The sequence below is a fragment of the Serinibacter arcticus genome (genome assembly GCF_003121705.1).
Classification (GTDB): domain Bacteria; phylum Actinomycetota; class Actinomycetes; order Actinomycetales; family Beutenbergiaceae; genus Litorihabitans.
Window position 1 is genome coordinate 810,490 of sequence record NZ_PYHR01000002.1, and the last position, 13,156, is coordinate 823,645.

At 72.1% G+C, this 13,156-nt stretch carries 14 protein-coding genes; 11 read left to right on the forward strand and 3 right to left on the reverse strand.

Annotated elements, in window-relative coordinates; genetic code table 11:
* Positions 1-18 precede the first annotated feature (18 nt).
* Together C8046_RS03695 and C8046_RS03700 are read right to left on the reverse strand one after the other, a co-directional pair.
* A complete protein-coding gene (locus C8046_RS03695) occupies positions 19-474 on the reverse strand; it encodes a DoxX family protein (protein WP_109228300.1) in 456 nt (151 codons plus the stop codon).
* A 114-nt stretch (positions 475-588) separates the two neighbouring features.
* On the reverse strand, positions 589-1,611 hold the full coding sequence (locus C8046_RS03700; protein WP_109228301.1) for a GNAT family N-acetyltransferase: 1,023 nt from the start codon (positions 1,609-1,611) through the stop codon (positions 589-591).
* A gap of 71 nt (positions 1,612-1,682) precedes the next feature.
* Between C8046_RS03700 and C8046_RS03705 the strand changes: the two genes are divergently transcribed.
* Positions 1,683-2,231: a 2'-5' RNA ligase family protein gene (locus tag C8046_RS03705; protein ID WP_109228302.1), complete on the forward strand. Its 549-nt coding sequence runs from the start codon at positions 1,683-1,685 to the stop codon at positions 2,229-2,231.
* An 11-nt stretch (positions 2,232-2,242) separates the two neighbouring features.
* Here C8046_RS03705 and C8046_RS03710 read toward each other — a convergent pair whose 3' ends face one another.
* Complete coding sequence (locus C8046_RS03710; RefSeq protein ID WP_109228303.1) at positions 2,243-2,683, reverse strand: hypothetical protein; 441 nt, start codon at positions 2,681-2,683, stop codon at positions 2,243-2,245.
* Positions 2,684-3,020: 337 nt separating this feature from the next.
* On the opposite strand from C8046_RS03710, the gene C8046_RS03715 reads away from it, so the two are divergent.
* The 10 genes from C8046_RS03715 to C8046_RS03760 all read left to right on the forward strand — a co-directional run bounded on the left by C8046_RS03715 (position 3,021) and on the right by C8046_RS03760 (position 13,119).
* Positions 3,021-3,827, forward strand: coding sequence for an ABC transporter ATP-binding protein (locus tag C8046_RS03715; protein ID WP_109228304.1), 807 nt, complete (start codon positions 3,021-3,023; stop codon positions 3,825-3,827).
* Positions 3,824-4,612 (forward strand): ABC transporter permease, encoded by a 789-nt coding sequence (locus C8046_RS03720; RefSeq protein ID WP_109228305.1) that lies wholly within the window; start codon positions 3,824-3,826, stop codon positions 4,610-4,612. The genes C8046_RS03715 and C8046_RS03720 overlap by 4 nt, the downstream gene beginning before the upstream one ends.
* The gene (locus tag C8046_RS03725; RefSeq protein ID WP_109228306.1) at positions 4,609-5,475 is read left to right on the forward strand and encodes an ABC transporter permease; all 867 of its coding nucleotides are present in this window, start codon (positions 4,609-4,611) and stop codon (positions 5,473-5,475) included. The genes C8046_RS03720 and C8046_RS03725 overlap by 4 nt, the downstream gene beginning before the upstream one ends.
* Positions 5,476-5,573: 98 nt before the next feature.
* Entirely contained in the window at positions 5,574-6,488 is a 915-nt protein-coding gene (locus C8046_RS03730; protein WP_109228307.1) for a polysaccharide deacetylase family protein, read from the forward strand.
* A gap of 76 nt (positions 6,489-6,564) precedes the next feature.
* Entirely contained in the window at positions 6,565-7,431 is an 867-nt protein-coding gene (locus C8046_RS03735) for a polysaccharide deacetylase family protein (protein WP_158277122.1), read from the forward strand.
* Positions 7,432-7,444: 13 nt separating this feature from the next.
* Positions 7,445-8,452, forward strand: coding sequence for an ABC transporter substrate-binding protein (locus tag C8046_RS03740; RefSeq protein WP_109228309.1), 1,008 nt, complete (start codon positions 7,445-7,447; stop codon positions 8,450-8,452).
* Positions 8,449-9,894, forward strand: coding sequence for an MFS transporter (locus C8046_RS03745; RefSeq protein ID WP_216628969.1), 1,446 nt, complete (start codon positions 8,449-8,451; stop codon positions 9,892-9,894). The genes C8046_RS03740 and C8046_RS03745 overlap by 4 nt, the downstream gene beginning before the upstream one ends.
* Entirely contained in the window at positions 9,891-11,018 is a 1,128-nt protein-coding gene (locus tag C8046_RS03750) for an NADH:flavin oxidoreductase/NADH oxidase (RefSeq protein WP_109228311.1), read from the forward strand. Before C8046_RS03745 ends, C8046_RS03750 begins: the two co-directional genes overlap by 4 nt.
* A gap of 17 nt (positions 11,019-11,035) precedes the next feature.
* The gene (locus tag C8046_RS03755) at positions 11,036-12,397 is read left to right on the forward strand and encodes an amidase (protein ID WP_199224383.1); all 1,362 of its coding nucleotides are present in this window, start codon (positions 11,036-11,038) and stop codon (positions 12,395-12,397) included.
* A gap of 113 nt (positions 12,398-12,510) precedes the next feature.
* On the forward strand, positions 12,511-13,119 hold the full coding sequence (locus C8046_RS03760) for a GntR family transcriptional regulator (RefSeq protein WP_158277124.1): 609 nt from the start codon (positions 12,511-12,513) through the stop codon (positions 13,117-13,119).
* The last annotated feature ends 37 nt before the right edge of the window (positions 13,120-13,156 follow it).

Below are 13,156 nucleotides of genomic sequence, written 5' to 3' on the forward strand. Positions count from 1 at the left end.
GGCGCGGAACGCCTGAGGTCAGTCCCGACGGCGGCGGCGCGCGATCACCGCGTCGAGCGAGAACGCACCCGGACCGGTCAGCACGAGCGTGAGCGACACGGCAGCGAGGACGAGCACGAACTCGTAGCCGCCGTCGCCGGCGAAGAAGCCCGCCGACAGGTGCACGATGACCAGCGCGCCGAGCATCGCGACGACGTTCAGCGCGGCGATGATGCGCGTGCCGAGACCCAGGAGCAGGACGATCCCGCCCACGAGCTCGAAGATCGCCAGGGCGGGCCCGGCGACGCTCGCGGCGGGGACTCCCATGTCGGCGAAGGAGGCGGCGGTCCCCTCCAGGGTGAAGGTGAAGACCTTCTGGGCGCCGTGGGCGATCATCACGACCGCGAGCGCGAGGCGGGCGACGAGCAGACCCAGCGACGTCGTCGCGGGGCTCCCGAGGGCGGAGGACGTCGTGGCGGTGCGGGGGGTGGTCATCTCGAACCTTCTGTCAGGGGGCGTCGGCATCAGGTTGTCGCGGCAACTTCTCGACCCTAGGAGAGATTCCTGGGAGGACGCTGGACGTCCGGCCACCCCGAGGGACGAGGGTCGTCAGGGCCGCGCGACCCAGGTCTCGAGCACGGGGGCGAAGCCACGGCGAGCCCAGAACGTTGCACCCAGCGCGTTGTCGGCGACGTAGTGCAGACCGACCTGGTCGGGCGGTTCGGGCAGCGAGCGGAGCCAGGCCAGCGCCCGCGCAGTCAGGGCGGACCCGACGCCGCGCCCCCGCCTGTCGGGCGCCGTGCTCGCGAGCCCGATGTACCCGTGCCGTCGTGACAGCGCGAAGGTCGCCGGCGACTCCCCGGGCACGGTCAGGACGTCCACGACGACGACACCGACCACCCGACCGCCCTGCTCGGCGACGAACGCTCGACCGACGTTCTCCGGCGCTCGGTGGTCGACCCAGCCGGAGGCGAGACGGACGAGGGTCGAGCGCTCCTGGACCTCCGACACCCCGCACCCGGTCTCCCGCGCGTGGTGGACGATCTCGGAGCGGAGCAGGTCGGCGAGCGCCTCGACGTCGCCACCGTTCGCCGGACGGACCCCCGGGGGCGGGGACGGCTCGACCCCGATCGGGGCCACGGGACGGAACGCGAGCACCTGGTCGAGCCGCAGGCCTCGCGCGCGCCAGACGGCTCCGGCGACGGCGTCACCCGCCAGCGCCTGGACCCCCACGCGATCGACGCCGTCGCGCCCGGCCTGCTCGCGCAGCGCGTCGAAGAGGTACGGCCAGCTCCTGACGGCCCAGTCCGCGTCGGCGGCGCAGGCGCCCGCCAGCGGGACGAGGGTGGAGATCGGCGCCTGGTAGGTGAAGGCGTCGTCGGCCGGTCGCAGGCGCGTGGTGATCGACCCGAGAAAGCCCACGACGCGGTCACCCTGGGCCGCCACGAAGGCCGACCGTGCCGGGTCGTCGAGGAAGCCCCGCACGACACCCGCGGCCACCGTCGCCGCATCGACGTCGGGCCTCACCCCGGTGGATGCCGCTCGGCGAAGGAAAGTCGACGCCGTCAGGGCGACGACGGCCCCGACATCACCGGCGGCGAACGGACGGATGTCGAATCGCGAGCTCCACATGAGATCCATTCTCAACTAGATCGCCGCCTCGCGCACCCACCGGAAGGGCTGCCCTGACGGAGACTGGACGCATGACCGACACCACGCCGTCGCCCGCGTCCGGGACGACCAGCATCGAGCTCGTGCTGGACGGCGTCGCCGACGATGCGGTCCGCGCCGAGTGGACGGCCCTGGCGGCCGCCGGGCTGTCGAGCCTGGCCCCCCACACCGCCCCGAGCAACCGGCCGCACGTCACCCTCCTGGAGCGGTCCACCCCCCTGCCCGACCCGTTCCCGCTCGACGGCGGCGAGCTCGCCGAGCTGCTGCCACTCCCCCTGGTCCTGGGCCCTCCGATCCTCATGGGCGACGGCGACCGTCGGGTCCTCGCGCGCTCCGTGGCCCCGACGACCGCCCTGCTGTCGCTGCACCGTGCCGTCCTCGCGGCAGCGGGCCCCGGCGAGGACCCGCCGCACCTCCGGCCGGGCCACTGGACTCCCCACGTCACGCTCGGTCGGCGCCTGCGCCTGGTCGACGCCCCTGCCGCCCTGGAGCTCCTCGGCACCGCGATCGAGGCACGAGGCGTCGCGGTCCGGCGGTGGGAGGCCGCGACGGCGACGGTCACGGTCCTGCTGGGCGGGTGACGGCGGCGCAGTCAGCCGCAGTCGTCGCAGAGCCCCGAGGCCGGCAGCGTCATGTGGTGCACCGGGCAGACGACGGGCTCCGCAACCGCCCGAGCCGACCGTCCGGTCGCGGGGCTGCCACCACTGAAGGTCGGGAACTCGGTCCTCGCGTAGGCCCCGGCCCCGACACGGACGTCGGCGAAGCCGCGGTTGACGAAGAGAAGTCCTGACCGGCCGGTCGGTGCGAAGGCGATGTACTGACGACTGTTCGGGATCCAGATCTCGTCGTGGTCGTGGGTGGCGATCAGCTCCCGTGCGGCCGGTCTGTTCTCGAGCGCCAGGGGCAGCGCCTCCAGCGCCGCCTCGGGATCGTCGAAGTACTCGCGACCGGTCCCCGCCAGCTCGTCCGCAGTCCACACGCACGGCTCGAGCTCGTCGTCCGACCCCGGGTCGACCAGGACGCGGTCGGCCACGGGAGTGTCGCGAAGATGGGCGCAAGCGAAGAGATGGGTGGTGGCGCCGGAACGCGTGCGGTAGAGCTCAGGTGAGCGATCGCTGTTCATACCGTCATGCTGCCGCACACCGCTGACACTCCCGACAACGCCGGCATCGTCTTGGGCGCCCCCACCCAGATCAACAGGGAACAGCCGATACCGCGCCAACTGTCGACAGCCGACACATGCTCGCAACACGCCTTCTCCCAGCCGTAACCAGGGACGCACATCCGCGCAACAGGCGCTGCCTACTGTCGACAGCACACAGCAGCCGGCGGACAGCACGACCGCCTCGACTCCCGGAGGACGTGGACAGGTGGACCAGCCGACACGCACCGAGCTCGCCCCGCTTCTCGAGATCAGCTCGATCTCCTATCGCTACAAGGCCTCGTTGCCGCCCGTGATGGAGGACATCTCGCTCGACATCAGCTACGGAGAGTTCTTCGTCCTGCTCGGCCCGTCCGGGTGCGGCAAGACGACGATCCTCAACCAGGTCGCGGGCTTCGAGCGACCGACCTCCGGCGAGATCCGGCTCCGGGACGAGCTCGTGACCGCCCCTGGACCGGACCGCACCGTGATCTTCCAGGGGCACGACTCCCTGCTCGGCTGGCTCACGGTCAGGCAGAACGTGGAGTTCCCCCTCAAGGTCGCCGGCGTCCGGCCGGCGGAACGCCGCGAGCGGGCGGAGTCGGCCCTGCGCATGGTCGAGCTCGCGAACCAGGCCGACAAGTTCCCCCACGAGCTCTCCGGAGGGATGAAGCAGCGGGTGCAGATCGCGCGCGGCCTCGTCACCGAGTCCCGCATGCTCCTCATGGACGAGCCGTTCGGTGCACTCGACGCGCAGACCCGGACGACCCTGCAGCTCCAGCTCTCCGACATCTGGGAGCGCGAGCGCCGCACGGTCCTCTTCATCACCCACGACATCTCGGAGGCGGTCATCCTCGCCGACCGGGTCGGGGTGATGAGCGCGGGCCCGTCGGCGTACCTCCACTCGATCGTGCCGATCGACCTCGAGCGTCCGCGGCTGCGCACCCCCGAGTTCAACGAGTACGTCGCCCACCTCGAGGACGTCGTGTCCGCGGCCAAGCGACGTGAGCCGCTCGCCTCGAAGGACGCTGCGTGAGCGCCGTCGCCCCGCCGCTGTCGGGGTCCGCCCGCGCCCGCTGGGCGCTGGTCGGCATCGCCGGAACCGCGGTGCTGTGGCAGGTCGGCGCGCTGCTCACCGCCAACCAGGCGACGCTGCCCACGCTCACCTCGGTGCTCGCCGAGATCGGCGCCCTCTCGACGGATCCCGCGCTGCGCACCCACGTGCTGACGACGCTCGGACGGGTCCTCGCCGGCTTCCTCGTGGGATCGGTCCTCGGCCTCGTCACCGGGAGCCTCATCGGGGCCTTCTCGTGGGTCAGGCGGATCCTCAACCCGTACCTCAACTTCCTCCGGGCGATCGCTCCGATCGCCTGGATCGTGCCCGCCACGATCTGGCTCGGGGTGGGAGAGAGCTCGATCCAGTTCGTCGTCATCTACGCCGCCGTCTTCCCCGTCGCGATCAACACCATCTCCGGGATGGCGTCGCTCGCGCCCGACCGGGCACGGATGGGACGGGTCTTCGGCCTCTCGCCCGCCGGGATCTTCTGGCAGATCCGCATCCCGAACGCCGTCCCGTTCGCCCTCACGGGTGCCCGCCTCGGTCTGGGGCTCGCCTTCATGGCGACGATCGGCGCCGAGATGATCATCGGCCAGTCCGGCCTGGGCTACCTGATCTACGACGCCCGGGTCTTCTTCGACACCCCGCTGATGTTCGCGGGCATCCTCCTGCTCGGCGTCGTCGGCTACCTGGGCGACCTCGGGTTCGCCGTCGTGCGGACCCGGGTCTTCTCCCGCTACTACGCCGGACGGACGGACGCATGACCACCATGACCTCGAAGCCCGCCACCGCCCGGTGGCGCGGGTCGACCGCCGGCCGGGCCGGGACGCCCATCGCCTGGGGAGCCCTCGCGCGCCGCGTCGGAACGGCGACGGCGGTGCTCACCGTCTCCCTGACCCTCCTGATCCTCACGTGGGCCGCGACGTCCGCCGCGTTCGGCCTTCCGTTCCTCTTCCCCGGTCCCGGGGACGTGGCCCAGGCCTTCGTCTCCGCCGTCGAGAACGGCAAGCTGCTCACGGCCGTGCAGGCGAGCCTGGGACGCATCGCGGCCGGCTTCGCGATCGGCTGCAGCCTGGGGATCGTGCTCGGGCTCGTGCTCGGCGCGAGTCCGGTCCTGCGGGAGGTCGCCTCACCCCTGGTCACGTTCTTCAGGTTCGTCCCGCCCCTGGCGTGGTTCGCCCCCGCCCTCGTCCTGTTCGGTGCGGGTGAGGCGTCGATGATCGCGCTGATCGTCTACACGAGCGTCTTCGTCGTGGCGATGAGCACGCTGGAGGGCGGTGCGCGGGTGTCTCTCGACCTCCAGCGCATGGCCGGTGTCGCCGGCGCCTCCTGGTGGCAGCGGCTCGCCTGGGTGACGCTGCCGGCCTCGCTCCCCTACGTCTTCGCGGGCATGCGCATCGCGATGGGCAACGCCTTCATGACCGTCGTCTCCGCCGAGATGCTCGGGGCGTCGGCCGGCCTCGGCGTCATCGTCAACACGGGGATGATCTCCACCCGGATCCCCGACGTCTTTGTCGCGATCGCCGCCCTCGGGATCCTCGGCCTCGCCTTCGACCGGCTGTTCGTGCTCCTGATCAACACCGTCGGCCGCCGCTTCCGCGAGCAGGCGGGCTCCGCCGTCGCCTGAGCGACCCCCGTCGCCCCACCCTCCCCACGCCCGTCGCCGACCCGGTCGGCCGAGCGCTCGCGCCTGCGAACAGCTCACTCCCAGCAAGGAGAAGTCCCGTGATCCCACCCCGTGACCGCGTCCTGTACAGCCCGCACGCCGCCCGCCCCGAGATCTCCTGGCCCGGCGACGCCCGGATCGCCGTCTGGGTGGCGCCGAACATCGAGCACTACGAGTACACGCCGCCGCTCACCAGCGAGGCCCGTGACCCGTGGCCGCGGACCCCCCACCCCGACGTCCAGATGTACTCGTACAAGGACTACGGCAACCGGGTCGGCCTCTGGCGGATGGCGGACCTCCTCGACGAGCTCGACATCCGCGCCACGGTCTCGCTGAACATGGCCGTGATGGACCACTTCCCGGAGGTGGCCACCCTCATCAGGGACCTCCGGTGGAAGGTCATGAGCCACGGCATCTACAACACCCGCTTCAGCTACGGCCTCACCGAGGTCGAGGAGCGCGCCTGGCTGATCGACACGATCGAGTCGCTGCACCGGCACACCGGCCTCACCCTCCGCGGCATGCTCGGCCCGGCCATCTCGGGGACGCTGCGCACCCCCGACCTGATGGCCGAGCTCGGGCTGATCTACCACACGGACTGGGCGCACGACGACGTCCCGGTCCCGCTCGCCGTGCAGGAGGGCCGGCTCATCTCGGTGCCGTACAGCTTCGATCTCAACGACGCCCCGCTCTTCGGGGCCAACCACGACAGCGCCTACTTCGTGGAGATCGCCAAGCGCCAGTTCGACACCCTCTACCGCGAGGGCGGGAAGGTCATGTGCCTGGCCCTCCACCCGTTCCTCTTCGGCCAGCCGCACACCATCGGCGACCTGTGCGAGATCCTCCGCTACATCACCGGGCACGACGACGTCTGGATGACGACGGCGGACGACATCGCCGAGCACTACCTCGCCCACCACTACGACACGCAGCTCGCGCACGCCTCGTCGCTGCTGCCCGCAAGGAGCGCCTGATGCCCGCCGACCGGACCCCCGGCCCCGACCACCCGCACCACGCCTGGTCCCCCCTGCCCCGCCGGGCCCAGCTGCGGTGGCCCCGCGAGAAGCCGCTCGCGATGACCGTGATCGTCCCGCTGGAGCACTTCGAGCTATCGCCCCCGAGGGCTCGGTCACGTCCCGGTTCCTCGGTGGAGGTCTCGGTGCCCGACCGTTCCCTGACTACGCCCGGCTCACCCACCGGGAGTACGGGCACCGCGTCGGGATCTTCCGGATCCTCGACGTCCTCGAGCAGTTCGGCGTGACCCCCACGATCGCGCTCGACGCCATGACGGCGGAGTTCTACCCCTGGCTCGTCCGCCACCTGCAGCAGCGCGGGGTGACGTTCCTCGCCCACGGGATCGCCGTGACGCGGATGATCTCGAGCGCGATGACCGAGCAGGAGGAGCGCGCCTACATCGTGGACTCCCTCGACCGCCTCGAGGAGGTGCTCGGCGAGCGTCCGCGCGGCTGGATGGGCCCGGAGCAGGGCGAGTCCGAGCGGACGCCCGCCCTCCTCGCCGAGCTGGGGATCGACCACGTGTGCGACTGGCCGAACGACGAGCAGCCCTACCCGATGACCGTGCCGACGGGCGACCTGCTGTCGATCCCCACGCTGCACGACCTCGACGACTCCTACGCGCTCGTCCACCGCAACCTGCCGCTCTCGAGCTGGCAGACCATGCTCACCGACGCGGTGGACCAGCTCATCACCGACGGCGAGGACACCGCCCGCGTGCTCGCCCTGACCGTCCGTCCCTGGCTCACCGGTCAGCCCTTCCGCATCGGGGTCCTCGAGGACCTCCTCGCCCACGCCGCGGCGACCGGGAAGGTCTGGTTCGCCACCGCCGAGGAGGTCGCGGACGCCTACCGAGACTGCACCACCACCACCACCCGCCCCAGCCCCGCCCTCACCGCCTGACTCTGGAGACACCATGAAGAGCCCCGCCCGCCTCTCCGTCCTCGTCCCCGTGCTCGCCGGCAGCCTCCTGCTGACGGCCTGCGCCGGATCCTCCGCCTCCGACGGCGGTGACCCCGCCCCGGAGACCGTCGCGACCATCAACGTCGGCGTCGCTCCCGACTTCTTCTTCAGCCACCTCTACTTCGCGGTCGAGGGGGGCTTCCTCGAGGACCAGGGGATCGACGCCACGCTCACCGAGTTCGCCTCCGGACAGGAGGCGACCGAGGCCGTGACGACCGGCCAGGCCGATCTGACCGGCAGCACCGCGACGACCGTCGTGAACCTCGCCGGTCGCGACACGGGTGTGCAGGTCCTCGGCTCCTACTCGGAGGGCAACGGCTGGTACGCCGTCGTCGGCAACGAGCAGGCGGCCGGCGTCACCTCGATCGACGACCTCGACGGCGTCGCCGTGGCGGCCCAGTTCGGCAACGCCATCGACATGGTCGTGCGAACCTTCCTCGCCAACCACGACGCGGGGGTCGAGCTGATCGACTACCGCGACGTCAAGAGCCCCCAGCTCATGAGCGGTCTGGCACGCGGCGACTACGCGGCCGCGGCCATGTGGGAGCCGAACGTCTCCACCGCCCTGGCCAACATCGAGGGCGCCAGCATCGTGCTCGACTCCGACGAGGCCGTCCCGGTCCGGGGCTACAACATCTTCGGCGAGGAGCTCGCGGGCGACCCCGAGCTCCGCGAGCGGGTGCTCACCGCCCTCGACAACACGATCGAGTGGATGAACGAGAACCCGGACGAGGTCGTGGCTCTCGCCATGGAGAACAGCGGCATCGAGGACGAGGAGCTGGCCTCGTCGATCCAGGCCAAGCTCACATACTCCCTCGACTTCACACAGGAGAACGTCGACGAGCTGAGCAACGCCGCCGCATTCTTCCGCGAGCAGGGACTCATCGAGGGCACCGAGGAGGACGTCGTCGCGATGTACGACCTCGAGGGCTTCGAGGCCTGGAAGTCCAGCGCGGAGTGACCACCTCTCCCCTGGCTCGCCGCCGGACCGGGAGGCCCACCACGCCTCCCGGTCCGGCGGTCCGGGCCCCTCAGCTCTCGCGGGCGGTGGCGTGGTCGCTCGGGAGCGGCACGATCCTCCAGCCCCTCAACTCCTCGGTCATCGCCGTCGCGCTCGTCCCCATCGCGGCGTCCTTCGGGTCGTCGTCGGCCATCCCGTGGATCGTGTCCGGGCTGTACATCGCCACCGCCGTGATGTCCCCGACGGCGGGGCGGCTCGCCGACGTGTTCGGTGCGAGGCGGATGTACCTCATCGGCCTCGTCGTGGTGACGGTCGCCGCCGTCGCCGGCCCGTTCGTCCCGACGGCGGGCTGGCTCGTCGCCGACCGCGTGCTGCTGGGCATCGGCACCGCGATGCACTTCCCGGCGTCGATGGCGATCATCCGCGACCTCGCGGCCCGCCGCGAGCAGAGCCCCACCAACGCCATCGGGGTGATCGCGCTCTGCGGTCAGACGATGGCCGCGCTCGGTCCGACGCTCGGCGGTCTGCTCGTCGCCGTCTTCGGCTGGCACGGCGTCTTCCTGATCAACGTTCCGGTCGCCCTCGTGGCGATCGTGCTCGTGCTGCGCACCGTGCCGGCCTCGGTGGCACCGCCGCGGGAGTCCGGGGTGCGGGCGGCACTTCGGCTGATCGACCCCGTCGGGGCCGCTCTGCTGATCGGCACCCTCGTCACGCTCATGATCGGGCTGCTCTCCCTGGGCGACTCGCCCCGGTGGCTTCTCCTGGGCGCCGCCCTTCCGCTCGGGTCCGCCCTCGTCCTGTGGGAGCTCCGGGTCGCTCACCCCTTCGTCGATGTGCGGGCGATCGCCCGCACCCCGGCGCTGGCGCAGGTGTACGGCCGGACGTTCCTCACGTTCGTCGCCTTCTACTGCGTCTTCTACGGGCTCCCCCAGTGGCTCCAGACCGACGGCGGCTACGACACCGCCGCGACCGGGCTGCTCGTGCTCCCCGTCTTCGCCGCCGGCGTGCTCGGCACGCTCGTCGCCACGCGGCTCGCCCGTCGGTCGCGACCGCGCGTCCTGCTCGTCGTCGGATCGGCCGCGCTCGCCGCCGGCGGCACGGTCCTGGCCCTCACCGTCCGGGAGGACGGGCCCGTGATCCTCGTCGTGCTCTCCGCCCTGCTGCTCGGCATCCCCACCGGTTTCAACAACCTCGGCAACCAGCTCGACCTCCACGTCCACGCCGCGGCCAGCGGCTCGGGCGCGGCCGCCGGCATGTACCGCACGGCCCAGTACGTCGGAGCCTGCCTGTCGACGGTCGTCGTGGCCCGCGCGTTCGACCTCCCGCTCGAGGCAGGAGGCATCGACGCTCTCGGCGTCGTCGTCGGTGGTGTCGGAACCCTGCTCCTCCTCACCAGCGTCGTCGCCCTCGTGCGGACGCGTCATCGGAAGGCCCGCGCATGACCTCCCTGTTCGACCCGATCCAGCTCCGCGACCTGACCGTGCCCAACCGGGTGTGGCTCTCGCCGATGTGCATGTTCGCCTGCGAGCAGCGGGACGGCGTGGTGGGCGACTTCCACCTCGCGCACTACGGCGGCATCGCCCTCGGAGGAACGGGTCTGCTCGTCACCGAGGCGACGGCGGTCTCACCGGACGGTCGCGTGAGCCCGGACGACGCCGGACTGTGGGACGACGCCCAGGTCGCGCCGTGGCGTCGGGTCACCGACCTCGTGCACGCGGCCGGGGCGACGATCGCCGTCCAGCTGGCGCACGCGGGCCGCAAGGGGTCCAAGCACCGCGCTCTCCTGGGCGACGACGACCTGCACGGGTCCGTCCCGCCGGACCGAGGCGGCTGGGAAACGCTCGGCGCCACCGGGACGGCGTTCGGCCGCTACACACCACCGCGCCGCGCCGCGGCCACCGACCTCGAGGAGGTGGTGCACGCCTTCGTCGACGCCGCCGAGCGCGCCGTCGCCGCCGGCTTCGACGCCGTCGAGCTGCACGGTGCGCACGGCTACCTGCTCCACGAGACGCTCTCGCCCCTGACCTCGTCCGAGGATCCCGCCTGGGGCGGTGACCCCTCACCGGGCGTCGACGGGCGCGAGCGGCTGCTGCTGGAGACGGTGCGCGGCGTCCGCCGCGTGATCCCGGCAGGCATGCCGCTGATCGTCCGGCTGTCGGTGAGCGACGTCGCGCCCGGAGGCAGCACGGCCGAGTCGACGCTGGCGCTGGTCGAGCGCCTGGCTGGCGAGGGGGTCGACCTCGTGGACTGCTCCTCCGGCGGGCTGCTCGCCGGGATCGAGTACGACGCCGGCCCGGGCTACCAGGTGCCGGGAGCTGCCGTCGTGCGGCGGGCGGGACTGCCGGTCGGTGCCGTCGGCCTCCTGGACGATCCGCACCTGGCCCAGAGCGTCCTGACCGACGGCAGCGCCGACGTCGTGCTGCTGGGCCGCGCCCTGCTGCGGGACCCCCACTGGGTCCGCCATGCCGCGCACGCGCTCGGCCGGCTCGACGACGTCCCCGAACCTGCCCGCTACAGCCGTGGCTGGCGCGAGATCCGTCGCGCCGCCACCACCCCCGCAGCCTGACCCGAACGGAGACCATCGTGAGCACCCCGAACCAGCTGGACGCCACCGCCGTCGCGACCGAGACCCGAGCGGGCCGGCTGAGCGTGCGGGAGGTGGCGCAGTCCGTCCTCGAGCGCATCGAGCTCCGCGACCCGGCCGTGCGCGCCTGGAGCCACCTCGACCCCGAAGCCGTCCTCGCGAGCGCCGATGGGCTCGACGGGCGTGAGACCCGGGGCCTCCTGCACGGCGTCCCCGTCGGGGTGAAGGACGTCATCAACACCCGTGACATGCCGACCGAGCACCACACGGCCCGGTACGTCGGAAGCGTGCCGGGGGTGGACGCCGCCTGCATCGACACCCTGCGCTCCGCGGGGGCGCTGCTGGTGGGCAAGACCGTCACCACCGAGTTCGCCGCCACCAACACCGGCGGCCCGACCCGCAACCCGCACGACCCCGAGCGCACGCCGGGCGGGTCGTCGAGCGGGTCGGGCGCGGCGGTCGCGGACCTCCAGGTAGCGGTCGCCCTCGGGACCCAGACGGGCGGGTCGACCATCCGCCCGGCGTCGTTCACCGGGGTCTACGCCCTCAAGCCGACGTGGAACAGCATCAGCCGCGAGGGACTCAAGATGTACTCGGCGACGTGCGACACCCTCGGGCTCTACGCGCGGTCGGGTCGTGACCTCGCGCTGCTCGCGGACGTGTTCCACCTCGACGAGCCCGACCGCCCCCTGCCGACCTCGCTCGCCGGGCTCCGGGTCGGGCTGTGCCGCACGCCCGCCTGGGACCTCGCGGAGCCGGCGACGCGTGAGGCGCTCGCGACGGCCGCGGGTGTCCTGCGCGACGGCGGGGCCGAGGTCGCGGAGCTGGAGCTCCCGGAGATCTTCGAGGAGCTGCCGACCGTCCATCGCCGGATCCTGCGCCGGGAGGGTCGGTCCGCCTTCCTCAACGAGCACCTGGCCAGCCCCGACCTACCGGCGTTCTTCCACGAGATGGTTCTCGGCACCGACACGGTCGACTCGATCGGCTGGCCGACCGGGACGCCCGACGTGGCCGACTTCCGGGCGGCCTACCGCGTGGCAGACCGGTGCCGTGCGCTCTACGACGACGTGGCGTCACCGTTCGACGTCGTCCTCACCCCCAGCGCCCCGGGCGAGGCGCCGATCGGCATCGGCAACACCGGCAGCTCGGTCTTCAACTCGCTCTGGACCCTGCTCCAGGTGCCCGTGGTGAACGTGCCCGGACTCGTCGGCCCCGCCGGCATGCCGATCGGGGTGTCGATCGTCGGCCGGCGCTACCAGGACCGCCTCGCCGTCGCGTGCGCCGGACTCCTGGGGGCGGCCGTCGCCGCGCGGACGGACGACGTCGCCCCCTCGCTCCCAGCGATGGCCGCGTTCCGCTGACGGCAGTAGGCTGTCGACACCTCCCCGAGCGAAGCGAATCGATGACGACGACCCCACCCCGGCCCGCACCCGCCCCCCTCCGACGACAGGTCGAGAGCTACAGCAACCAGGCCGTGACCGCTCTGCGCGACATGGTGCTCTCAGGTGATCTCCGCCCGGGCGAACGCCTCAACGAGGTGGGCCTCGCCGACGCCCTCGGGATCAGTCGGGCTCCGTTGCGGGAAGCGATCCAGCACCTGCGGAGCGAGGGTCTGCTGACCGCCGTCGCTGGGCGCGGGGCGTACGTGCGCTCGTTGACGCCGACCGAGCTGGAGGAGCTGTTCGAGGTGCGCCACCTCCTCGAGATCCACGCCCTGCGGCTGGCCGCGGCCCGCGCCACGCCGCAGGAGCTCGAGACGCTGCGGGCCGACATGTCCGAGCGCGGCCACCTCTTCGACACGTTCCCCAGCCGTCCGCAGGAGAACGACTTCCACCTGCGGATCGCCAGGCTGGCCGGGAACTCGGCCCTGCTGGCGGTGATCACGGACGTCCACCGGCAGACGCAGCTGGTCCGCCAGCAGATCGCCGACTCCAACCACGCCCATCCCGACCGCATCCTGCACGAGCACGCCGATCTCATCGAGGCCCTGATCGCCGGCGACGTGGACCGGGCCGAGGCGATCCTGGTCGAGCACCTCCGCGTCACCATGGCCGAGGGGATGGCGATCCTCGAGGGTCGCTGATCGGCGGTCGCCGGGTCGCTCGTCGCTGCACCGACCG